At 58.6% G+C, this 21,884-nt stretch carries 21 protein-coding genes; 14 read left to right on the forward strand and 7 right to left on the reverse strand.

The genetic code is table 11. From position 1 onward, the window contains the following. Nucleotides 1–50: 50 nt before the first annotated feature. Together AC27HQ_RS02355 and AC27HQ_RS02360 are read right to left on the reverse strand one after the other, a co-directional pair. Nucleotides 51–1,478 (reverse strand): mannose-1-phosphate guanylyltransferase/mannose-6-phosphate isomerase, encoded by a 1,428-nt coding sequence (locus AC27HQ_RS02355; protein WP_487154240.1) that lies wholly within the window; start codon nucleotides 1,476–1,478, stop codon nucleotides 51–53. A 144-nt stretch (nucleotides 1,479–1,622) separates the two neighbouring features. Further along, nucleotides 1,623–2,933 (reverse strand): nucleotide sugar dehydrogenase, encoded by a 1,311-nt coding sequence (locus AC27HQ_RS02360; RefSeq protein ID WP_487154242.1) that lies wholly within the window; start codon nucleotides 2,931–2,933, stop codon nucleotides 1,623–1,625. Between the two features lie 456 nt (nucleotides 2,934–3,389). Here AC27HQ_RS02360 and gmk point away from each other — a divergent pair, with 456 nt between their 5' ends. The 4 genes from gmk (at nucleotide 3,390) to AC27HQ_RS02380 (ending at nucleotide 6,978) form a co-directional block, all read left to right on the forward strand. Further along, a complete protein-coding gene (gmk, locus tag AC27HQ_RS02365; RefSeq protein ID WP_487154243.1) occupies nucleotides 3,390–4,013 on the forward strand; it encodes a guanylate kinase in 624 nt (207 codons plus the stop codon). Nucleotides 4,014–4,097: 84 nt separating this feature from the next. Then, nucleotides 4,098–4,355 (forward strand): DNA-directed RNA polymerase subunit omega, encoded by a 258-nt coding sequence (rpoZ, locus tag AC27HQ_RS02370; protein WP_487154245.1) that lies wholly within the window; start codon nucleotides 4,098–4,100, stop codon nucleotides 4,353–4,355. Between the two features lie 83 nt (nucleotides 4,356–4,438). Beyond that, complete coding sequence (gene spoT, locus AC27HQ_RS02375; protein WP_487154246.1) at nucleotides 4,439–6,580, forward strand: bifunctional GTP diphosphokinase/guanosine-3',5'-bis pyrophosphate 3'-pyrophosphohydrolase; 2,142 nt, start codon at nucleotides 4,439–4,441, stop codon at nucleotides 6,578–6,580. A gap of 17 nt (nucleotides 6,581–6,597) precedes the next feature. Then, nucleotides 6,598–6,978 carry a RidA family protein gene (locus tag AC27HQ_RS02380; protein WP_487154247.1) on the forward strand — a complete coding sequence of 127 codons (381 nt, stop codon included), beginning with the start codon at nucleotides 6,598–6,600 and terminating at the stop codon, nucleotides 6,976–6,978. A gap of 176 nt (nucleotides 6,979–7,154) precedes the next feature. Here the strand turns inward: AC27HQ_RS02380 and AC27HQ_RS02385 are convergent, their stop codons facing one another. Continuing rightward, nucleotides 7,155–8,003, reverse strand: coding sequence for an SDR family oxidoreductase (locus AC27HQ_RS02385; protein WP_487154248.1), 849 nt, complete (start codon nucleotides 8,001–8,003; stop codon nucleotides 7,155–7,157). A 63-nt stretch (nucleotides 8,004–8,066) separates the two neighbouring features. Here AC27HQ_RS02385 and AC27HQ_RS02390 point away from each other — a divergent pair, with 63 nt between their 5' ends. The 3 genes from AC27HQ_RS02390 (at nucleotide 8,067) to AC27HQ_RS02400 (ending at nucleotide 12,589) form a co-directional block, all read left to right on the forward strand. Continuing rightward, complete coding sequence (locus AC27HQ_RS02390; RefSeq protein ID WP_487154249.1) at nucleotides 8,067–8,987, forward strand: hydrogen peroxide-inducible genes activator; 921 nt, start codon at nucleotides 8,067–8,069, stop codon at nucleotides 8,985–8,987. Between the two features lie 9 nt (nucleotides 8,988–8,996). Next, complete coding sequence (recG, locus tag AC27HQ_RS02395; RefSeq protein ID WP_487154250.1) at nucleotides 8,997–11,081, forward strand: ATP-dependent DNA helicase RecG; 2,085 nt, start codon at nucleotides 8,997–8,999, stop codon at nucleotides 11,079–11,081. Between the two features lie 104 nt (nucleotides 11,082–11,185). Next, on the forward strand, nucleotides 11,186–12,589 hold the full coding sequence (locus tag AC27HQ_RS02400) for an HDOD domain-containing protein (protein WP_487154251.1): 1,404 nt from the start codon (nucleotides 11,186–11,188) through the stop codon (nucleotides 12,587–12,589). A gap of 71 nt (nucleotides 12,590–12,660) precedes the next feature. On the opposite strand, the gene AC27HQ_RS02405 is transcribed toward AC27HQ_RS02400, so the two are convergent. From AC27HQ_RS02405 to AC27HQ_RS02415, 3 genes are all read right to left on the reverse strand, one after another. After that, entirely contained in the window at nucleotides 12,661–12,933 is a 273-nt protein-coding gene (locus AC27HQ_RS02405) for an HU family DNA-binding protein (RefSeq protein ID WP_487154252.1), read from the reverse strand. A 198-nt stretch (nucleotides 12,934–13,131) separates the two neighbouring features. Further along, nucleotides 13,132–14,286, reverse strand: coding sequence for an NAD(P)/FAD-dependent oxidoreductase (locus tag AC27HQ_RS02410; protein WP_487154253.1), 1,155 nt, complete (start codon nucleotides 14,284–14,286; stop codon nucleotides 13,132–13,134). Between the two features lie 18 nt (nucleotides 14,287–14,304). Beyond that, nucleotides 14,305–14,472, reverse strand: a complete 168-nt coding sequence (locus tag AC27HQ_RS02415; protein WP_487154255.1) for a rubredoxin — start codon at nucleotides 14,470–14,472, stop codon at nucleotides 14,305–14,307. Nucleotides 14,473–14,613: 141 nt separating this feature from the next. On the opposite strand from AC27HQ_RS02415, the gene AC27HQ_RS02420 reads away from it, so the two are divergent. The 4 genes from AC27HQ_RS02420 (at nucleotide 14,614) to phoR (ending at nucleotide 18,191) form a co-directional block, all read left to right on the forward strand. Then, the gene (locus tag AC27HQ_RS02420) at nucleotides 14,614–15,132 is read left to right on the forward strand and encodes a chorismate--pyruvate lyase family protein (RefSeq protein WP_487154256.1); all 519 of its coding nucleotides are present in this window, start codon (nucleotides 14,614–14,616) and stop codon (nucleotides 15,130–15,132) included. A 22-nt stretch (nucleotides 15,133–15,154) separates the two neighbouring features. After that, nucleotides 15,155–16,045 (forward strand): 4-hydroxybenzoate octaprenyltransferase, encoded by an 891-nt coding sequence (ubiA, locus tag AC27HQ_RS02425; RefSeq protein WP_487154257.1) that lies wholly within the window; start codon nucleotides 15,155–15,157, stop codon nucleotides 16,043–16,045. A gap of 92 nt (nucleotides 16,046–16,137) precedes the next feature. Continuing rightward, on the forward strand, nucleotides 16,138–16,827 hold the full coding sequence (gene phoB, locus AC27HQ_RS02430; protein WP_487154259.1) for a phosphate regulon transcriptional regulator PhoB: 690 nt from the start codon (nucleotides 16,138–16,140) through the stop codon (nucleotides 16,825–16,827). A 68-nt stretch (nucleotides 16,828–16,895) separates the two neighbouring features. Then, nucleotides 16,896–18,191, forward strand: coding sequence for a phosphate regulon sensor histidine kinase PhoR (gene phoR, locus AC27HQ_RS02435; RefSeq protein ID WP_487154260.1), 1,296 nt, complete (start codon nucleotides 16,896–16,898; stop codon nucleotides 18,189–18,191). Nucleotides 18,192–18,193: 2 nt separating this feature from the next. Here phoR and AC27HQ_RS02440 read toward each other — a convergent pair whose 3' ends face one another. Continuing rightward, nucleotides 18,194–19,105, reverse strand: a complete 912-nt coding sequence (locus AC27HQ_RS02440) for a response regulator (protein ID WP_487154262.1) — start codon at nucleotides 19,103–19,105, stop codon at nucleotides 18,194–18,196. Between the two features lie 249 nt (nucleotides 19,106–19,354). On the opposite strand from AC27HQ_RS02440, the gene AC27HQ_RS02445 reads away from it, so the two are divergent. Genes AC27HQ_RS02445 through AC27HQ_RS02455 form a run of 3 tightly spaced genes read left to right on the forward strand, consistent with a single transcriptional unit; the run spans nucleotide 19,355 to nucleotide 21,879 of the window. Beyond that, nucleotides 19,355–20,182, forward strand: a complete 828-nt coding sequence (locus AC27HQ_RS02445) for an NlpC/P60 family protein (protein ID WP_487154263.1) — start codon at nucleotides 19,355–19,357, stop codon at nucleotides 20,180–20,182. A 16-nt stretch (nucleotides 20,183–20,198) separates the two neighbouring features. Next, nucleotides 20,199–21,314, forward strand: a complete 1,116-nt coding sequence (locus tag AC27HQ_RS02450) for a hypothetical protein (protein ID WP_487154264.1) — start codon at nucleotides 20,199–20,201, stop codon at nucleotides 21,312–21,314. Further along, nucleotides 21,301–21,879 (forward strand): hypothetical protein, encoded by a 579-nt coding sequence (locus AC27HQ_RS02455; protein WP_487154265.1) that lies wholly within the window; start codon nucleotides 21,301–21,303, stop codon nucleotides 21,877–21,879. The genes AC27HQ_RS02450 and AC27HQ_RS02455 overlap by 14 nt, the downstream gene beginning before the upstream one ends. Nucleotides 21,880–21,884 lie beyond the last annotated feature (5 nt).

Here is a 21,884-nt window from a genome sequence, read left to right on the forward strand (position 1 = left end):
ATCGCGGGGGCCGAGATCCGCTGCCTCGGCACCCCGTACAGGATCGTTTGTCACTGCGTCAGCGCCTCAGTCCGTCCATAGACATCATCCAACCGCTCAATATCGTCTTCGCCCAGGTAACCGCCGGACTGTACTTCGATGATTTCGAGTGGAATCTTGCCCGGGTTGGCCAAGCGGTGAACCGAGGCAACCGGAATATAGGTCGACTGGTTCTCGGTCAACAGGAAGACCTTGTCATCACAGGTCACCTCGGCGGTACCGGACACCACGACCCAGTGCTCGGCACGGTGATGGTGCATCTGCAACGACAGACGGGCGCCGGGATTCACGGTAATACGCTTGACCTGAAAGCGACTGCCCAGATCAACCGAGTCGTAGCTGCCCCAGGGCCGGTAAACCTGGGTGTGATTGATGACCTCGGACCTTTCCTGCTTCTCCAAACGGTTGACGGTCTGCTTGATATCCTGCACCCGATCCTTGTGGGCAACCATCACGGCATCCTTGGTTTCAACCACCACCACATCCTCAAGACCGATCATAGAGACCAGCTTGTTGGTACTGTGCACATAGCTGTTACGGCAGTCCTGCAGGGTGACATCACCGCGTACCACATTACCCTGGGCGTCCTTGGGTTGAACTTCCCACAGGGCTGACCAGGATCCGACATCGGTCCAGCCGGCAATCAGCGGGACAACACAGGCTGAACGGGTCTTTTCCATCACCGCATAATCGATAGAGTCGTCCGGACAGCACTGGAAGGCCTGACTATCAATGTCGATATGATGGCCATCGTGCTTGCTGCGGCTCAATGCCAGTTGGCAGGTGTCATAGATATCCGGTGAGTGCTCGCGCAACTCGTCGAGAAAGCGGCTGGCGCGGAATACGAACATACCGCTGTTCCAGTAATAGCCACCATCGGCTACGTACTCCATAGCGCGCTCATGGTCGGGCTTTTCAACAAAGGCTTCGACGCTGACCGAGCCCTTGACCGGTCCACTGCCAGGCTGACCACCCTTGATATAGCCGTAACCAGTTTCCGGATGCCGGGCCGGTACACCGAACAGCACCATGGCCCCGGCTTCTGCTGCTTCAGCAGCCAGCTTGAGCGCCGCGCGAAAGCTATACACGTCGGCGATAAGATGGTCCGCCGGTAATACCAGCATCAACTCATCACGACCATCAGCAACCAGTTGCATGGCAGCCAGGGCCAGAGCCGGTGCGGTGTTGCGTCCGAAGGGTTCGAGCATGACGGCATAGGCCTCCATACCCATTTGACTCAACTGCTCATTGACAACAAAGCGATGCTGACGATTGCAGACCACCATCGGTGACTCATCAACACAACCCTCAAGGCGCTTTAGCGTCTGTTGAAAGAGTGTCAGGTCGCCGGTCAGTGCATGAAACTGCTTGGGAAACTGTTTGCGCGACAAAGGCCAAAGCCGCGTACCGTTTCCACCGGAAAGAACCAGAGGAATCATGATATTTCTCCCTGTCTGTAACGCACTCGCATTGCGGGTACGCACAAACTGTCAGACTGAATGTGGTTTATTGGGCAACTGCCCCGTTCAAACCGTCCCTCGCCAACCCGGCGCGCCATGCACGCGCTGCCAGGTTGTATCGCATTACCAGCAAATACCTTCGAGCAAACCCTCAGTGGGCTTGTCCATGAAGCCAATCAGATCAAGGATCTGTTTGCCGGGCGGGGGATTTTTGACAATCTCGGCGAACACCGGATCAGCATTACCGATCACGATGACATCACTGGCCTCGATTACCTGTAGCAGGTCGGAGTGCAAAAGAGATGAAACATGGGGGATCTTGGATTCTATATATTCTTTGTTTGCGCCAAAGACGCGGGCGTATTCGACGTTCTTGTCAAAGATGCGCAGGTCATAGCCCTTGCCAATCAGCATTTCCGCCAATTCGACCAGCGGGCTCTCGCGCAAATCATCGGTACCGGACTTGAAACTCAGACCGAGCATGCCAACCTTGCGCTTGCCATAGCCTTCCAGCAGCGCAAAGGCAGATCGCACCTGGTTGCGATTACTGGCCATGACGCCGGCCAGCATCGGGTGATCAACATCCATCTGACCTGCTCGATAGGTCAGGGCACGCACATCCTTGGGCAGACAGGAGCCACCGAAGGCAAAACCCGGGCGCATGTAGTAGGAGGAGATATTCAGCTTCTTGTCTTCACAGACAATCTGCATCACTTCTCGGCCATCAACACCACAGGCCTTGGCGATGTTGCCAATTTCGTTGGCGAAGGTCACCTTGACCGCGTGCCAGACGTTGCAGGTGTACTTGATCATCTCCGCGACCTGAATCGGGCGCCGAAAGATCGGTGCGTCGAGTTCGCTGTACAGCGCCTCGAGCAGATCGCCTGACTGGCTGTCCAGTTCACCAATTACCGTCATGGCCGGAAAGTCGTAATCCTTGATGGCGGTACTTTCACGCAGAAACTCGGGATTCACAGCGACACCGAAGTCGGCACCGGCGCGCTTGCCAGAGGCTTTCTCCAGCGCGGGAACAACCACATTCATCACGGTGCCCGGCAACACGGTACTGCGCACCACCACGGTATGCCGCTCGGTCTTGTTGCGCAGCGCCTCACCAATCTGCTCGCAGACAGTAACCATGTAGCCAAGGTCCAGATCACCATTACGCAGACTTGGCGTGCCAACGGCGATAAAGGATATGTCGGTATCCAGAACAGACTGCTCAACCTGGGTACTACCTTTCAACAGGCCACGTTGCAGGCCTTGTTGCAGCAACTCCTCTAGACCCGGCTCAACGATGGGCGACTTGCCCTGGTTGATCAGGTCAATCTTGACCTGCGATACATCTACGCCAACTACCTGATGCCCGCGCGAGGACAAACACCCCGCGCACACTGCGCCAACATAACCCAAACCAAAGATGCTGATTTTCATAGTCACTCTCCATATGTCTCGAAATGGCAAACGCCAAACCCAACAGCCTTGTTGGTTTTGTTTTTAGTCTGGTTTGGTTTGATTTTTTTGGTATGAACTGCGTATCGGGCGATACATCAAAAAGGTGTATTGCATCACTTATGGGACAAGGTATATCCCAGTAAATATGACGGCGCAAGCGCGCAAAGCTGTTTTTTTGACAATTTCTGAAATCTTGTAAAATGCGCCAAATATCAGGCGCTGTCATTGTGCCATGTGGTTTCTTATGTTCGGTAGCGCACTGAAAAAGTGCGCAGAACTGAAAGGACTTCGGAATGTTGACGTCAATAATTAATTGTCACGCAGGCTTGATCGGTAAGCCCGAAACGACCTGTACAAGCACGACAATGACTGAACCTGCGAACTTCTTTATAATCGTCGCTCAAGGCCATATCCTCGCAATCAGGACCCGACCCGATGACGCACGCCAGCGGTACTCTTTATATCGTTTCAGCACCCTCAGGGGCCGGCAAGACCAGCCTGGTCAAGGCCCTGCTGGACCAGGTCGAGCAACTTCGCGTATCCGTATCGCATACCACCCGGTCGATCCGTCCTGGCGAGGTGGATGGCGTGAACTACCACTTTACTGACCGCTCAAACTTTCTGCAGCGTGTGGGCAGCGGTGACTTTCTCGAGCATGCCGAAGTTTTCGGCAACCTCTATGGCACCTCACAGAGCACGGTCGAGCAGACCCTGCTGCAGGGCCATGATCTGATTCTGGAAATTGACTGGCAGGGAGCTCAGCAGGTGCGCAAGGCCATGCCACAGGCCAAGTCCATCTTTATCCTGCCCCCTTCCCGTGACGCTCTGCGCGACCGCCTGACAAACCGCGGCCAGGATGACCTGCAGGTCATTGAAAAGCGCATGGCCCAGGCAGTGGATGAAATCAGTCATTACGTGGAATATGACTTTCTGGTCATCAACGACGAATTCCATATCGCCCTCGACGACCTGAAGGCCATCATGCGTAATGGTCGCCTGTCACAACCGCTGCAACAGCGTCGTTATCAGGCATTACTGTCAGCGCTCTTGTCAGACTGACAGGCAATTAAGTAGACTGTCTGGTCCTGCGTTCCATATGGAGCGCGTCGAATTACGATATTCAAGCCGTTCCGGAGTACACCCATGGCCCGCGTTACCGTTGAAGACTGCCTGGAAAATGTAGAAAACCGCTTTGAGCTGGTCATGCTGGCCACCAAACGTTCACGCCAACTGGCCACCGGTGGCAAGGAGCCCAAGCTGGCCTGGGAAAACGACAAGCCTACCGTCGTGGCCCTGCGTGAAATCGCCGCCGGCCTGGTCTCCAACGAGATACTGGCACAGGAAGCCATTCAGGATCAGCAGGAGCCGCTGTACTCGCTGGAAGCCGATTTCGAGGAGTAACACTTGCCTCGACCGGTGACAGGCCACGCGCGTGCGCCAGCCACTGGCGCCAGATCGCACCCAGCTGCGGTCAGGAGATTGTCATGCCTGGTATAGAAGCCTTTGCCGAGCGCCTCGACAACTACCTTGAGCCTGATCAGGTCAATCTGGTCAGGCGCGCCTACTACTACGCCGAACAGGCCCACGATGGCCAGACCCGGCGCAGCGGTGAACCCTACGTAACCCACCCCCTGGCTGTTGCCAATATTCTCGCCGACATGCACATGGACCATCAGAGCCTGATGGCCGCCATGCTCCATGACGTGATCGAAGATACCGGCATCCCCAAGGACGCACTGGTCAGCCAGTTTGGCGACACCGTGGCCGAACTGGTCGACGGGGTCAGCAAACTGACCCAGATGACCTTCGAAACCAAAGCCGAAGCCCAGGCCGAAAATTTCCAGAAAATGGCCCTGGCCATGGCCCGGGATATCCGCGTGATTCTGGTCAAACTGGCCGATCGCCTGCACAACATGCGCACGCTGGGCGCCCTGGCCCCGGAGAAACGCAGGCGAATTGCCAAGGAAACCCTGGAAATCTACGCGCCGATTGCCAATCGCCTGGGCATGCACAGCCTGAGTACCGAATTCGAGGATCTTGGCTTCAAGGCCATGCATCCCATGCGCTCGAACATGATCGACCGTGCTGTGCGCAGTGCCCGCGGCAATCGCAAGGAACTGTTGAACAAGATTCTTGAGTCCTTGCAGGCCTGCCTGGCCAACGCCGGTCTCGAAGGCCAGGTCATGGGCCGGGAAAAGCACCTGTACGGCATCTACCAGAAGATGCGTGGCAAGCGCAAAGCCTTCAATGAAATCATGGATGTCTATGCCTTCCGCATCATAGTGGACAGCCCCGACACCTGCTATCGGGTTCTTGGCGCCGTCCATGGCCTGTACAAGCCGTTTCCCGGTCGCTTCAAGGACTACATCGCCATCCCCAAGGCCAACGGCTATCAATCCCTGCACACCACCTTGTTCGGCCTGCACGGGGTACCCATCGAGATCCAGATCCGCACGGCGGAAATGGAAGACATGGCCAACAATGGTATTGCCGCGCACTGGGTCTACAAATCCAAGGACGAGGTCATCAACGGGCACCATGCCCGCACCCGTCAATGGCTGAAAAGTGTGCTTGAACTACAGCAAAACGCCGGCAACTCCCTCGAGTTCATTGAAAACGTCAAGATTGATCTGTTCCCTGACGAAGTCTATATCTTCACCCCCAAGGGCCGCATCATGGAACTGCCCAAGGGCTCGACCCCGGTCGATTTTGCCTACGCGGTGCACACCGATGTCGGCAACAGCTGCATTGCCTGCCGCGTCAATCGTCGGCTGGCACCGCTGTCGGAACCCCTGCAAAGCGGCCAGACGGTGGAAATCATTACCGCACCCGGCGCAAGACCCAACCCGGCGTGGCTGAGTTTTGTCATTACCGGCAAGGCCCGCAGCAATATCCGGCACTTCCTCAAGCACCAGCGCCACTCGGAGTCCATTGCGCTTGGTGAGCGCCTGCTGGACAAGGTACTGGCGAGTTTCGACACCTGTCTGGCCGATATTCCCGAGCAACGCATGCAAGTAGTGCTCAAGGAATGTGACATGGAGCTGATGGAGGACCTGCTGGCGGATATTGGCCTGGGCAATCGCATGGCCTACGTGGTTGCAAGGCGCCTGATGGCCAGCGACAACCCGACTGAAGACGAGTCGCGCGTATCCATCATCGAACAGCCTGGTGGTAGCGACGAGCGGCCGCTGGCCATCCGCGGAACCGAAGGCATGGTGGTCGGCTTCGCGCGTTGCTGCAACCCGATCCCGGGCGATCCCATTGTTGGCTACCTGACCTCGGGCAAGGGCATGGTGATCCACCAGGAAAACTGCAGCAAGCTGTCGGAGCACCGCCACAGCAACGAAAAAACCCTTCATCTGACCTGGGACAAGGATGTCAGTGGCGAATTTACCGTCGAACTCAAGGTCGAGCTGGAGAATGTGCGCGGCATCATTGCCCAACTCGCCACCAGTATCACCATGGCGGATGCCAGTATCGACAAGATCAGCGTCGATGAGCGCGATGGCCGCATCAGCGTGGTTCAGCTGGTCGTGCGCGTACGCGACCGCCTGCATCTGTCCAACTTGATCAAACGTATTCGCGCCCTCAGCGGTGTCATGCGTATCACCCGAATGAAAAACTGACCCCCTCTGGAGTTGACATGAACAAGCAAGTAATCACAAGCGACCGTGCACCGGCCGCCATCGGCACCTATTCCCAGGCCGTCAAGGTCGGCAATACCGTCTACCTGTCCGGGCAGATTCCGCTGGACCCGGCCAGCATGCAAGTGGTTGAGGGCATCGAGAAGCAGATCTGCCAGGTCTTTGACAACCTCGGCGCGGTGGCCGAGGCCGCCGGCGGCACCCTGCAGGATATCGTCAAACTGAATATCTTCCTCACCGACCTGGGCCACTTTGCCCTGGTCAACGAAGTCATGGCCCGCTATTTCACCCAACCCTACCCGGCCCGCGCCGCCATCGGCGTCGCCGCGCTGCCCAAGGGTGTACCGGTGGAAATGGATGGGGTGATGGTGGTGGGCTAAAGCTGGAAGCTGGAAGCTGGAAGCTGGAAGCTGGAAGCTGGAAGCTGGAAGCTGGAAGCTGGAAAAGTCTGGGGCCGCATTCAGCCATGTCAACCAGAAATGTCTATGCTTGAACGCGTAAAACCCGCCATCACACGGACCACTTCACGCTTCCAGCTTCCAGCTAAAAACCGCTTTTACGCATTCTTTCCAATCAGTGCGCTATAGCCCTCCCGATACCCCGAATACACCGGCTCCCAACCGCTTTCCCGCGCCAGCGCATTGCTGCAGCGTTTGCTGCCGGTACGGCCAAGGGGTTTGGCTTGCGGGTCGAGCCGGGTGCCCAGCTGTTCGGCCAGCCAGCTGCAGACCTCATGCAGCGCTGCCGGTTCGTCGTCCACGCCGAGATAACAGGGCGCCAGCAGTTCATCTTCATCGGCCAGCACCAGCAGATGCTCCAGCAGCGCCGCCGCATCGTCACGGTGAATACGGTTACTGAACTGTTCCGGTTCGGGCGGCACCCAAACCCCGGCTTTGACCTGTTCAATCAGGCGATTGCGCCCGGGGCCGTATATACCCGCCAGACGCACGACAGACGCCGGCACACCGCTGCGCAAAGCCACGTCCTCGGCACGAATCAATGCCTTGGCCGTATCGCTGTCGGCCAGCGCCGGGCTGTTTTCCGTTACCCATTCGCCGTCCTGTTGCGCATAGACACCGGTACTCGAGACCTGCAACAGGAAGCGCAGCGGTTTGGCATTCTCGCCCAACCAGCCGACCAAGCGCTGCAAGCCTTCAACATAGAGCTGTTGATACAGCTGCGCATCGCGCTTGCCGGCGGCGGGACAATACACCAGATAATGGACTCGGCTCGGCAGACCCTCAGGCTTTTGCTCCTGCAGCAGGTCCGCCGCCAGCGGCTGAATACCCTCTGGCAGCCCGGAAGGATCACGCCGCAGACCGGTTACCTGCCAGCCACGCTGCGCCAACCGTTCGCCCAGAGCCGTGCCCAGGTCACCACAACCGGCAATTAGTACCTGTTTCATTGTTTTCCTCTATTGATCAACCCGTTATGCTTGGGGAAATCTAACACAAGAGCAGTATACGCCATGACCCTGACCGAACTGCGCTACATCGTGACCCTGGCCCAGGAACAGCATTTTGGCCATGCTGCGGAACGTTGCCATGTGTCGCAGCCGACCCTGAGCGTTGGTGTCAAGAAACTCGAAGACGAACTGGGCGTGATGATTTTCGAGCGCAGCAAGAGCGCCGTGCGGGTAACACCGATTGGCGAACGCATTGTTGCCCAGGCGCAGCGCGTGCTGGAAGAAGCTCTGACTATCCGGGAGCTGGCCACCGCCGGCAAGAACCAGCTGTCCGCCCCACTCAAGGTCGGTGCCATCTATACCATCGGCCCCTATCTGTTTCCTCATCTGGTACCGCAACTGCACAACGTTGCACCCGAGATGCCACTGTATATCGAAGAAAACTTTACCCACGTGCTGCGCGACAAGCTGCGCAACGGTGACCTGGATGCGATCATTATCGCGCTGCCATTCAACGAACCGGATGTCTTGACCAAACCCCTGTATGACGAGCCGTTCAGTTTACTGATCCCAGCCAATCACGCCTGGGCCAAGCGCGACACCATCAGCCTGGATGAACTGGACGACAACAAGCTGCTGCTGCTCGGCGAAGGCCATTGCTTTCGCGATCAGGTGCTGGAAGCCTGCCCCAGTCTGCGCAAGAGTGACGAGCAGGCACGTCAGACCACCATTGAATCCAGCTCGCTGGAAACCATTCGGCATATGGTTGCCTCCGGCATTGGCATGACGGTGCTGCCCATGTCCGCCGCTGATGATCGTTATTACAGCTCCGATCTGCTGGTCACCAAGTCATTCAAGGCGCCGGTACCCTACCGTACCGTCGCCATTGCCTGGCGCGCCAGTTTCCCTCGGCCCAAAGCGATTGAAATGCTTAGCGACTCGATCCGTCTGTGCTCGGTCAGCCAGCCATCCCCACGGAGCTGATCAACCCCCATGTCGAGCAGGCAGGACAGCACACCGCTGACAGTGCTCAAGGGCATAGGCCCCGCGCTGGCGGACAAGCTTGGTAAACTCGGTCTGCGCTCGGTTGAAGATGTGCTGTTTCACTTGCCCCTGCGCTACCAGGACCGCACTCGGGTGATGCCGATCGGCGCCCTGCGCCCCGGCATGGATGCGGTCATTGAAGGCAGCCTGCTCGGCGCCGATGTGGTCATGGGCCGACGCCGCAGCCTGTTGTGCAAGATTCAGGATGGCACCGGCACGCTAAGCCTGCGCTTCTACTACTTTTCTGCTGCGCTCAAGGCCAACTTGCAGCGCGGCAGCCAGTGGCGCTGTTACGGCGAAGTGCGACCTGGCGCTTCAGGCCTGGAGATCTACCATCCCGAGCTGCAGAACCTCGACAGCAGCACGCCTCTGCCGGTCAACGAGACCCTGACGCCCATCTACCCCAGCACCGAAGGGCTTTCCCAGCAGCGTCTGCGCAGCCTCAGCGAGGCCGCACTGGCCTGGCTGGCACAGGGCAATAGCCTGCCCGAGCTCTTGCCCACCGAGCTGCTCGATGACCTTGAGCAGGCGTCCCTGCAGGACGCCATTCAGCTGTTGCATCGGCCGCCACCTTCGATAGACCTGCAGGCGCTCGAGGAAGGCCGGCACTGGGCACAACACCGTCTGGCCTTTGAGGAATTGCTAGCCCATCAATTGGCCATGTTGCGACTGCGCGCGCAGATCCGCAGCCGGGAAGCCCCGGCCATGCCGCCGAGTACCGAATTGGCCACAGCCTTTCTGAAACACCTGCCCTTTGCACTGACCGGCGCTCAACAGCGCGTCGGGGCCGACATCAGCCATGATCTGCAGCAACGCCAACCCATGCTCAGGCTGGTACAGGGCGACGTGGGCTCGGGCAAGACGCTGGTCGCTGCGATGGCTGCCTTGCAGGCTCTGGAAGCTGGTTGGCAGGTGGCGCTGATGGCTCCGACCGAGATACTGGCCGAGCAGCACCATGCCAATTTCAGTCGCTGGCTGGCGCCACTGGGTATTTCCGTCGCCTGGCTGGCCGGCAAACTGAAGGGCAAGGCGCGGCACAACCAGTTGCAGATGATTGCCACGGGTGAGGCGGCCATGGTGGTCGGTACCCATGCGCTGTTTCAGGACGAGGTCCGCTTTCACAACCTCGGGCTGGCGATCATTGATGAGCAACACCGCTTTGGCGTGCAACAGCGCCTGTCCCTGCGGGACAAGGGTGCCGCGGGACGCTTTTCACCCCACCAGTTGATCATGACCGCCACCCCCATACCCCGCACCCTGGCCATGAGCGCCTACGCCGATCTGGACACCTCGGTGCTGGATGAGCTGCCACCCGGGCGCACGCCGGTCAACACCGTACTGGTGGCCGATGGGCGCCGCGACGAAGTTATCGAACGGGTTCGTGCCGGCTGCGCCGAGGGCCGCCAGGCTTACTGGGTCTGTACCCTGATCGAGGAATCCGAACAGCTGCAGGCACAAGCCGCCGAGGTTACCTGGCAGGCGCTCTGTGAAAGCCTGCCGGAGTTGTCGATCGGGCTGATTCACGGGCGCATGAAAGCCAGCGAGAAAGGCGAGATCATGGCCGCCTTCAAGAACGGCGATTTGCATCTGCTGGTCGCCACCACGGTGATCGAAGTCGGCGTTGATGTGCCCAATGCCAGCCTGATGATCATCGAAAACCCCGAGCGCCTTGGCCTGGCCCAATTGCATCAATTGCGCGGGCGTGTAGGTCGTGGCAGCACCGCCAGCCACTGCGTCTTGCTTTATCACAACCCGCTGTCCCACCTTGGCCGTGAACGCTTGAGCATCATGCGCGAAAGCAGCGATGGCTTTGTGATCGCGGAAAAGGATCTGCAATTGCGCGGTCCGGGTGAAGTACTGGGCACCCGTCAAACCGGTCTGGTGCAGTTTCGCATTGCTGATCTGGTGCGTGATGCCGACCTGTTGCCGCGCGTTCAACTGGCCGCCAGACAACTGCAGGTCAGCCATCCGCACAACAGCCAACGCCTGATTGACCGCTGGCTGGCCGACGGACAGCAGTTCGCCCAGGTCTGACGGCACAGCGCCCTGCCCGACCCCGTGCTACTATTCAGGCAGATGCTCACTGGGCTGATATCATTCAGGCCCAGGCAACACGGTCAAGCACAAGGAAGCTATCCATGAATACCCTTGCCCTCCATGAGGACGCCAGCGCCACCTTGCCACACCTGATCGAAAAACTGCTGCAACAACAAAATATCAGTTATCAACTGCGCCCAACCCGACTGGCCGGCGCCGATACCTGCCAGGTTCAGCCCTGCCTGCTGTGCGACACCCTGGGCACCGTACTGGTATTGCTGCCCAAGGATCACCTGCTCGACTTGAAAGCCCTGGGCAGCCTGCTTGGCCGTGAACTGGAGCCAGTGCGCGCCAGCCAGTTGCAACGTATCCTCAGCAAACATCAGCTGAATCACCTGCCTGGGCTACCGATCCTGTTCAGCTCCCCTTGCGTATTTGAGCACAGCCTGCTCGAGCAGCCGAGCCTGTGGCTTGAAAGTGGGCTGGCTGGCTGGAGTCTGGAGCTTGGCCAAAACGATGTACGCACCCTGCTGGCCAAAGCCAGCGCTGCGCGTTTTGCCGTACCCCTAGACAGTCTCGGCAACTTGCCCCTTGACCCGGCGCAGGACAGCGATGACCTGACCCGCGCCGTCAGCAATTTCACTGCTCTACGCATGCGCCAGCGACTGGAAGAAACCATCGAAATCCCACCCATGCCGGTTACTGCACAAAAGGTCATGAAGCTGCGGGTCAATCCGGACGCTACGGTCGACGACCTGGCCGATGTGGTGGAAACCGACCCCAGCCTGGCCGCTCAGGTGGTCAGTTGGGCCTCCTCTCCGTTTTACGCTGCGCCAGGGCGAATTCGCTCAGTAGAAGATGCCATCGGCCGCGTACTGGGTTTTGATCTGGTGATCAATCTGGCCGTAGGTCTGGCACTGGGCAAAACCTTTACCTTGCCCAAGGACTCGCCCGAGGACACCACCCCTTACCGCGAGCAGGCCATTTATACCGCTGCGGTGATTGAAGGCCTGGCAAAGGCCATGCCGAAAACGATACGCCCGGAGCTGGGCCTGAATTATCTGGCCGGCCTGCTGCATAACTTTGGCTACCTGGTACTGGCCTATATCTTTCCGCCCTACTTCAAGACCATTTGCCGTCATCAGGAGGCCAACCCACATGTACCGGCACACCTGATCGACCAACATCTGCTGGGTGTAACCCGTGATCAGATCGGTAGCTGGCTGATGCGCTTCTGGGACATGCCCAGCGAGATCGCTACAGCCATACGTTATCAACACGATGCCGAGTACGCGGGTCCAGACAGCACCTACGCCAATCTGGTCTATCTGTCTCTGGCTCTGCTGCGTCAGGAAGGTATTGGCAGTGGTCCGCTCATGCCGATTCCGGACAGTCTGTTGCAACGGCTGCAATTGAGCGAAGCAGATGCCGTCAAGGTATTGCACAAGGTTCTGGATGCACGGGATGCGCTGAAGTTGCTGGTGCACAACTTTCAGGCCGAGTAATCAGGAAATGGATGGCGGGGATACGAAGCCCGGACAGCCTCAGGCTGCGCCGGGCTTACGTCAAAACTGACTCAGTTGACTGATTCTTTCAGACTTTTGCCAGGCTTGAAGGATACAGTGTTGCTAGCCTTGATGTTGACCGGTGCACCGGTCTGTGGGTTCTTGCCGGTACGCGCGCCACGATGGCGCTGCAGGAAGGTCCCAAAACCTACCAGAGTAACGGTGTCCTTGCGACTCAAGGCCTGGGTAATTTCATCGAGAATGGCGTTAAGCACGCGGTTTGCCTGGTCTTTTGTCAGGTCAGCCTTGTCGGCGATAGCCGCTGCGAGATCCGGTTTACGCATAAAAACCTCGTTCTGTTGTTTTTGTTGTTCACTCACTGCTTCCTAGCAGCGACTCCTCTAGCCATCCTGAGCTCTCTGGGCTGGCCTTTGCAGCGAAACCAGCATGGCACGAGTCTGCGCGACGCGCCAGTGCCAATGCCCGCTGGCTGTGGGGTCCGTCACTGTTTTCCCGACAAAAGGCACGAATGGTCAGTCGTATCAGGCCAACCAGGGTGGCAATTGCCGGTTCAGCTGCAATTTCTCGGACACACAGCTGCCACTCAAGGCATAGCCGTGCAGCACGCCCTGCGCGTCATGGAACAGGGCACTGATATCCGTACCACTGCCACTGACTTGCCACTCACCCTCACTACTGGTGACCGGCGGCGACACCACCAACGGACAGGCCGGAGTCTTGACCATGACCGGCATCGGACCGTAGTTCAGCTCCGTTGGATTGCCTGCCAGGGTCTGCGCCAGAGCCCGTGCTGCGGCCATCAAAGGCATCACGTACATGAGATTGAGGCCGGACACTTCCGCGCAGTCGCCCAAGGCGTATATCTGCGGGTTTGAGCTACGTAGCTGCCTGTCGACCTGGACGCCCCTGCCACAGGCCAATCCGGCTGTCTGCGCCAACTGGGTATTGGCAATCAGACCAATGGCAGACAGGCCGATATCGGCCTGCAGGCGCTGGCCGTCATCCAGCAGCGCTTCGAGGCCCACGTTGGTCGCCTTCAATTCGGTCACTGTGCGACCCAGATGAAAGCGCACGCCCAGGGATTCCAACCCTGTTTGCACCGCCGTGGCCACAGCCGCCGGCAACAACCCCGGCATCACCTGCACATCCGGCGCCACCACCTGAACCTGAATGCCAGCGGCAGCCAGATCATTGGCAAACTCGCACCCTATTAAACCGGCACCAATGATCAGCACGCGCTGGCGCTCACCCAGCAGGGCGCGAAAACGCGCGTAATCCTGCAGGTTGTTTATCGACAACAGGCTATCCGTCAGTGCCTCTGCGCCGGGCAAGGCACGGGCATGGGCTCCACAGGCCAGAACCAGCTCGCCGTAGGCTTGATCGCCACCCTGCCAATGCAGCGTTTTACTGACCGGATCGATACGCTCGATACGGATGTCGGTAATAATCCGCGCATTCAGCTCTGTGGCCATGCTGGCAGCTTCCTGCATGACCAGCTGCTCAGCGCCTTTACCCTTGGCAAACCCGGTCGACAGCATTGGCTTGGAATAAAACCGCCCGTCATCGGCACTGATCAGCACCAGCTCCCGTGTCTTGTCCAGTTTGCGAAATTCCCGGGCCAGGTTGTAACCGGCCAGACCGGTACCGACAATGACCAATGCTGCTGAATCGGACATGCTGAATCCCTCGTCGGCTCAACCGATCTCGATCATTTCAAAGTCTTCCTTGCCCACACCGCAGTCAGGGCACTGCCAATCGCCGGGAACATCTTCCCAGCGCGTGCCGGCGGCAATACCGTCATCCGGCCAGCCCATTGCTTCGTCATAGATATAGCCACATACCACGCACTGCCACTTCTTCATGTCGACACCCTAGAGCGGTTAAAAGACTGCCAAGGACACTACCCGAAATGGCCTGCAAGGCCAAGGCCGTCACAGCCAAGCGACATGCTTTGCAAACATGCTAATCTTGCATCTTCCCATTTAACCGAATCAGATCAGCCTGTGACGCAGCCCAACTGGCACCCCGCCGAGCTCCACCCTGAACAACCCGATAGTGTCCTGTTTGACTGGCTGACCGACGAGGGCTCACTGACACTGCGCCTGACCGCTGCGGGTAAGGACGACTTCCGTGTTGAGGTACTGAGCCAGTGTAGTCAGCCGGCCAGGGCAGACGAAGCTGAGGCGCTCGGTTTGAACGTCGGTGAGCCGGTATGGGTGCGCGAAGTATTGCTGCATACCGCTGGCGCCCCACGCGTCTTTGCCCGCAGCGTGGCGCCACTGTCTTCGCTGGCACATGACGGGATAGACCTGCAGAATGTCGGTACTCGCAGTTTGGGCCTGCAGTTGTTCAGCCACCCGCGGGTATCCCGTGGCAAACTGGAAATCAGCCGCTACCCCGCTGCCTGGTTGCCCGTTGCCTGGCGTACGCCTGACTGCTGGGCCAGACGCTCACTGTTCAGCGACGGCCCCCTGCAATTGCTGGTCTGTGAGGTTTTTCTGGCCGGCTGGCCAACCCGCTGAATCTGACAATAGGGAGCACCTTGTGTCCGGTCTGATTACTCGCACGTTCGCTCGACTCCATCCACGCGCCCTGGACTTCATTCAGCTGATGCGCCTTGATCGGCCAATCGGCACCTGGCTGCTGCTCTGGCCAACGCTCTGGGCCTTGTGGCTGGCTGCCGCAGGACTGCCAGACCTGCGCGTTCTGGTGATCTTTGTCATCGGCGTGTTCCTCATGCGCGCGGCAGGCTGCGTTATAAACGATTATGCAGACCGCGCTATCGACGGTCATGTCAGTCGCACCAAACAGCGCCCTCTGGCCACCGGTCGGATAAGCAGCCGCGAGGCACTGATTACCTTTGGCATTCTGGTCGGTATCAGTGGCCTGCTGGTACTGCTGACTAACCGCCTGACCATCCAGCTGGCTTTTGTCGGCCTGGCGCTGGCAGCCATCTACCCATTCTGCAAGCGCTTCACCTTTTATCCACAGCTGGTACTCGGCGCCGCTTTCTCCTGGGCTATTCCGATGGCCTTTGCCGCCCAGAGCAACAGTTTGCCCATGACCCTGTGGCTGCTCTATCTGGCCAACCTGCTGTGGACTGTGGCCTACGATACCCAGTACGCCATGTGTGACCGGGACGATGACCTGATGATTGGTGTGAAATCCACCGCCATTCTGTTTGGCGATGCGGACCGCCTTGTCATAGGCGTGTTGCAGGGCCTTGCGCTGTTTTGCCTGCTCCTGGTGGGCAGCCGCTTTGAGCTGGGTCTGTATTATTATCTCGGCTTGCTCGGCATGTTACTGGGCTTTGCCTGGCAGCAATGGTTGATCCGTGAGCGGGAAGCCCAGGCCTGCCTGCGCGCCTTTCTATCGAATCACTGGGCCGGCCTCTTGGTGTTTGCCGGACTGGCATTGGACTTCTGGCTGCATTGAATTCATCTTCTGGCAAAGCCGCCGTCACACAACTGCAATAAAAGTGTTATCTAATCGGCGCAAGAGAATGTTCTGCAACGGACGGTAACCCAATGACTGGCAAGACCATATTAATTGTCGACGACGAAGCACCGATTCGCGAGATGATTGCCGTCGCACTGGAAATGGCTGGATACGACTGCATCGAAGCGGAAAATACCCAACAGGCGCATGCCTGCATTATCGACCGCCAACCCGATCTGATCCTGCTTGACTGGATGTTGCCCGGCACCACCGGTATTGAGCTGGCACGCCGGCTCAAGCGCAACGACCTGACCGCTGAAATCCCGATCATCATGCTCACCGCCAAAGGTGAGGAAGATAACAAGATCCAGGGCCTGGAAGTCGGCGCAGACGACTACATCACCAAACCTTTCTCACCCCGTGAGCTGGTAGCACGCCTGAAAGCTGTGCTGCGTCGCGCCGGTCCGGTCGATAACGAGGCCCCCATCACCATCGATGGCCTGCATCTGGATCCGGCCAGTCACCGTGTGACGATCGATGATCGGCCCGCCGACATGGGGCCCACAGAATATCGTTTGCTGCAGTTCTTCATGACCCACCAGGAACGCGCCTATACACGTGGCCAGTTGCTGGATCAGGTCTGGGGCGGTAACGTCTACGTCGAAGAGCGCACTGTGGATGTGCATATCCGGCGTCTGCGCAAGGCTCTGGGCAATCAGTACGAACATCTGGTTCAGACCGTGCGTGGTACTGGCTACCGCTTTTCGACCAAGACCTGATCCGTTCCAGACATGACGTCAGCACAGCTATATCGTAGTGTATGACACAGGTAATCGGGAGAAACGGATTGAGAACCAATTGGCTGGGCGGCGTGCTCAAGCGTCTGCTCTGGACTCTGCTGCTGTGTCTGATCATCGGACTGCTGAGCGGTTATCTGGCCTGGACGCTGGTAGTGGGCCTGAGCCTTTACCTGGTCTGGAACCTGCGCCAGATGCTGCGTTTTCACAACTGGATAACCCTTCATCCGGATGAACCGCCGCCGGAAACCAAAGGTGTCTGGGGTGATATCTTTGACAGCATTTACCGCCTGCAACGCCGTGACAACCGCATGCGTACGCGCTTGCAGATGGTCATAGACCGTATCCAGGCTTCGACCGCCGCCCTCAGCGACGCCGTGGTAATGATCGACAAGGATGGGCGCCTGGAGTGGTGGAACCACGCCGCCGAACGCCTGATTGGTCTGCGTGCCCCGGATGACAGCGGCCAACATGTTACCAATCTGATTCGCGACCCGCGATTCGTCAGTTTCTTTGAGCAGGACAACTACAGCGAACCCCTGGATATCCCCTCGCCGGTGGACGAAAACACCTGGTTGCAATATGGCATTACCCACTATGGCCACGGCGACCGCCTGCTGGTGGCGCGCGATACAACCCGTTTGCACAACCTCGAGCAGATGCGCAAGGACTTCGTTGCCAACGTATCCCATGAGCTGCGTACGCCGTTGACCGTGGTGGTCGGCTATCTGGAAACCCTGGAGGACAGCGATGAACCCCTGAGTCCACGCTGGAAGCGAGCCCTGCAACAGATGCAACAACAGGCCAAGCGCATGCAAAGCCTGCTGAACGATCTGTTGATGCTGGCGCGGCTGGAAACCACGGATGAGGTCAGTGAAGTCCAGCGGGTCGATGTACCTCGCCTGTTGCTGGGGATCCGGCAGGACGCCATTGCCCTGTCAGCTGAACGCAATCATCGCATCAGCCTGGAAGCCGATGAGGGGTTGTGCCTGCTGGGGATAGATCCCGAGCTGCGTAGCGCCTTCTCCAATCTGGTTTTCAATGCGGTGAAGTACACACCTGAGCGTGGTGATATCCAGATTCGCTGGTGGCAGGACGAGCGTGGGGCTCACCTGAGCGTCAGTGACAATGGCAGCGGGATTGCGCCCCAGCACATCAATCGCTTGACCGAGCGCTTCTATCGGGTCGACTCCAGCCGCAGCACCAATACTGGTGGCACCGGGCTGGGACTGGCCATCGTCAAGCACGTGCTGTTACGTCATCAGGGCAAGCTGGATATCAGCAGCAGTCTGGGCAAGGGCAGCAGTTTTACCTGTCACTTTCCTAGCGAACGCGTAGCCGTCTGAGGTCAGGCACCGGGGGAATAATGTCGCTGGGCACTACCCGACGCAATCAAACGTGACAGGTAATCCAGTTTCTGCGGATCCTGATCGACAAACTTGAGCGTCACCTTCAGCCACTCGCAATCGACGTTGGCCTCAAGTGCTGCGACAGCATGTACATAGGCGTTGATGCGGGCGACTGACTTGTCACCTTCCTGCTCCAGATCCAGCACCCCGCTTTCAAATACCTGAGGCAGGCGCTCACCACGTCGGACAACCACCAGCGCATCGCGCAAACTCAAGGTCTTGATCACGCAGGCGAACTGTTCGCCCGCCAGACGCAATTGCGCCTGACCCTTGACCGACTGACTGGCAGCGGCTGGCGGCGCACTCGCGGCTGGTTTGGCGAAAGCCTGCGCGGCGCTGGGAGCTGAGGTTTTGGCAACGGGCGCGGCTGGTGCCGCCTGGGCTGGACGCCCACCCATCAGGTTGGCAATCGAATCCTGGGCCGTCGGCCCGCTGGCCTGAGGCTGGCGACCCATCAACTGCTCAAGCTTGCCGGTGCGCTGCAAGGCCTTCTTGACCTTGGCACTGAGCTGATCATTAGTGAAGGGCTTAGGGATATAATCGCTGACACCCGACTGGATGGCCTCGATGACATTCTCCTTGTCACCCCGGCTGGTCACCATGATAAAGGGTGTCTTGGCCGATTCCGGCTGGGTACGGAACCACTGCAGTAATTCCAGCCCGCTCATTTCCGGCATTTCCCAGTCGCACAGAATCAGGTCAAAACGCTGCCGACTGAGCAACTGCTGGGCTTTGCGACCATTCACAGCCTCTTCGATCTGCAGACCAGGGAACAGGCTGCGCAGCGCCTTCTTCACCAGATCACGGATAAAGGGTGCATCGTCTACTACCAGAATAGTCACCTTGGCCATATCACATCTCTTTAGCTGCCCATCTTGCAAGCTTAGCGCAGACTGCCAGCAAACCACAGCCAACATGCAGACTGATAGGTCATAAAAAGTATGGGATCAATTTGCCAGCACAGAAAATATTCACTTTGCCAGCATTGACAGTCTTTTGTCCTGAGCTATCGTTACGCAAACCATCGTATTGCAAGCTAGTTTATCGTCAGGATGCTGCCAAGCATCGCAGTCGTCGGTACCCAACATGGAGTGTGGGTCATGGCGAAAGGCAAAGCATTAAACAAGGCTGATCAAGCTTTCCTCGATCACGTCAGGCGAACGCTGCTCAGACGCGGCTCACAGGGTGAGCAGGTGCGTTATCTGAACACCAGATTGCATGCTCTGGGTTTTCTGACCAAGGCCGCAGGCGATCTGTTTGATCTTGATACGCAACGCGCTGTGCGCAGTTTTCAAGCCTCTCAACTGGATGAACGCGGCCTGCCACTTGCGGCAGATGGACTGGTCGGGCCCTTGACCGCCTGGCGCCTGGTCCATATCGAGATTCCTGCGCCGCAACCCGCCGAACAACCTATTCCCACACGCGTTACCTCATTACCTGCCGGCGGCTCCCAGCGCGGCCGTCAGGCCCTGCAGGTGGCTTTTGCCGAACGTGATGCCGGCGCCCGGGAGATCGGCAGCAACAATAATGGCGAGTTCGTCAAAAAGTATCTGCATCCCAACGGCAAGCCGCCCCTGCCCTGGTGCGCCGGCTTTGTCAGCTGGTGCTACAGCCAGCACCCTCAGGGCTGTCCTTACAACTACAGCCTGGGCGCGCGGGACATCCTCAACCAGTTTACCCGACGGGGATGGCGGATTGACCCGAGCAAGGGACAGCTTCCCGGACCCGGTGACATCGTGGTCTGGACCCGTGATGCCCCGGGCAACCCACATGCAGGCCATATCGGTATGGTTGTTGAGCTCAGTGAAGGCGGCATTCTGTACGTCATTGAGGGCAACAAGGGACCTTTTCCGGCACCGGTTCGGGTCTTTGACTATGTCTATTCACGGATGAACAACCTGCTCGGTTTCGGACGCGTACCGGACTGAGCAGCAGGAGAACAGTGTGCAGGAAGCCACCCAGGCCAACCCAGGCGCCGATCAACGTCTGATCGTCGAATCAATCGGTTCCGCCAGCCCCGGACTCGCCGGCGTACTCGCCAGTCAGCTGGGCATGCCCCCTGCGCAGGTGGCCAATGCCCTGTACAAGGCACCTGCGGTACTGATAGACAAGCTGCCCATGCCACACGCGCAAGGGCTGGCCGAGATACTCAGTCAGGCTGGCCTGGCTATTCGTATCGAACCCAGCCAGGGACCGGCACCGCGGACATCCAGCAGTCTGGATATTGCCCTGTACGTGCACGACCCAGTCTGCCTTGCCCCTTGCTGCGAGCGCCTCGCACGCTTTCTCGGTTGCCCGGCCGCCGCGGTTCAGAACATGTTACTGGCGCCCCCCGGAGTCATTCTTGGCGATGTAAGCCAAGCCACGGCCGACGCCTTGCGGCGCCTGCTCGATGATCTACCTGTGGAGCTGGTTTGCTCGGCACGGCAACAGGCGCGTTACAGCCTGTTTATCGATCGTCAACAGGGCACCAGCCTGAACAGCCTGCTGGGCGATCTGCAGCGCATGGGTATCGATGCTGACGCTGCAGGCACGCTGTCAGGAGCCGAACTTGACCATCAGCAAGGCCAGTATCTGTGGCGCCGGCATCAGTCCGCCGGTGGTCTTCGCCTGCTCGATAAAGCCTTCATGCGCTATGACCTTATTCTCGAGCAGACTACCGAGGACAGCTGCCTCGAGCAGTTGCCAAGCCTGGCTGGACTCCCGGTTGACCTGATTCCCTGCGTCATAGACAACCTGCCCGTGGTCGTCGAAGAAGGCGTCAGCGCCCAGCAGGTGCAAGCACGCTTGAGCGCCTGGAGTGATGCCGGTATGCCGGTTCGTGCACAGCTGGTCAGCCTGCGCTGCTGTCAGTTGATCATCGACGCTTGCCCGCAACCCGCCCTGTGTCGGCAATGGCTTCAGGCAGCCGGGCTGCTGGATGCCAGCGAGCAACGCCTGAATCTACCCTGGCAATCCGCTCTCTTGTTCGGCGAACTGTTGCCGCGCTGGCTGCAATCCGGGCTCGATAGCCTTGATGCTGACTACCGTTTCGAGGACAGCCTCCATGGCCGCGACTGAAAACAGTATCCGCCTGCATCTGGGCATTGCCGAGCAGGGCAAACTGCTGGCGCTCAAAGGCCAGCATGAATCCGCCCTGGCGCATTATCGCGAAGCCCTGCGCATGGCCGTCAGCAGCGCTGCACCTGAAGTGTTTTTCCGGCATTACACCCAGTGTGTCATGGAAAGCCTTGAACGCAGCGGCTCACTGGATGCGGTATTGCGCTACTGCGACGAAGCCGAAAGTCACTACCAGCGTATTGATTCTCCGTTACCCGTGGTGGCCCGTGATCGCGCAGAAAATCATCAGCGTCGTGCCAGCATTCTATTACGCATGGGCCGCCAGGCAGAGGCTATCTCAGCCTTCGAGCAGGCCCTGAGTACAGCAGGCCAACACCCACTTCCCCTGACCAGCGAACTGCTTGGCTGGATCAAGCGCGGCCTCAGCGTCGGCGCCAGGCAACTGGATGAAGCACAACGCCGTCACCGTTATTACATCGTTCGCAAGGAGCTGGTTGATCCGACCCGCGCCATTGCCCTGCCCCCCGAACGGCTGAAAGCCGCCGGGATGGCCTCGCCACTCTGACAGGA

Source organism: Halopseudomonas sp. 4NH20-0008 (assembly GCF_057548395.1).

Coding starts and splice junctions, on each gene's coding strand:
- AC27HQ_RS02355 (WP_487154240.1), bottom strand. CDS start 1,478: ATGATTCCTCTGGTTCTTTCCGGTGGAAACGGTACGCGGCTTTGGCCT.
- AC27HQ_RS02360 (WP_487154242.1), bottom strand. CDS start 2,933: ATGAAAATCAGCATCTTTGGTTTGGGTTATGTTGGCGCAGTGTGCGCG.
- gmk (WP_487154243.1), top strand. CDS start 3,390: ATGACGCACGCCAGCGGTACTCTTTATATCGTTTCAGCACCCTCAGGG.
- rpoZ (WP_487154245.1), top strand. CDS start 4,098: ATGGCCCGCGTTACCGTTGAAGACTGCCTGGAAAATGTAGAAAACCGC.
- spoT (WP_487154246.1), top strand. CDS start 4,439: ATGCCTGGTATAGAAGCCTTTGCCGAGCGCCTCGACAACTACCTTGAG.
- AC27HQ_RS02380 (WP_487154247.1), top strand. CDS start 6,598: ATGAACAAGCAAGTAATCACAAGCGACCGTGCACCGGCCGCCATCGGC.
- AC27HQ_RS02385 (WP_487154248.1), bottom strand. CDS start 8,003: ATGAAACAGGTACTAATTGCCGGTTGTGGTGACCTGGGCACGGCTCTG.
- AC27HQ_RS02390 (WP_487154249.1), top strand. CDS start 8,067: ATGACCCTGACCGAACTGCGCTACATCGTGACCCTGGCCCAGGAACAG.
- recG (WP_487154250.1), top strand. CDS start 8,997: ATGTCGAGCAGGCAGGACAGCACACCGCTGACAGTGCTCAAGGGCATA.
- AC27HQ_RS02400 (WP_487154251.1), top strand. CDS start 11,186: ATGAATACCCTTGCCCTCCATGAGGACGCCAGCGCCACCTTGCCACAC.
- AC27HQ_RS02405 (WP_487154252.1), bottom strand. CDS start 12,933: ATGCGTAAACCGGATCTCGCAGCGGCTATCGCCGACAAGGCTGACCTG.
- AC27HQ_RS02410 (WP_487154253.1), bottom strand. CDS start 14,286: ATGTCCGATTCAGCAGCATTGGTCATTGTCGGTACCGGTCTGGCCGGT.
- AC27HQ_RS02415 (WP_487154255.1), bottom strand. CDS start 14,472: ATGAAGAAGTGGCAGTGCGTGGTATGTGGCTATATCTATGACGAAGCA.
- phoB (WP_487154259.1), top strand. CDS start 16,138: ATGACTGGCAAGACCATATTAATTGTCGACGACGAAGCACCGATTCGC.
- AC27HQ_RS02440 (WP_487154262.1), bottom strand. CDS start 19,105: ATGGCCAAGGTGACTATTCTGGTAGTAGACGATGCACCCTTTATCCGT.
- AC27HQ_RS02445 (WP_487154263.1), top strand. CDS start 19,355: ATGGCGAAAGGCAAAGCATTAAACAAGGCTGATCAAGCTTTCCTCGAT.
- AC27HQ_RS02455 (WP_487154265.1), top strand. CDS start 21,301: ATGGCCGCGACTGAAAACAGTATCCGCCTGCATCTGGGCATTGCCGAG.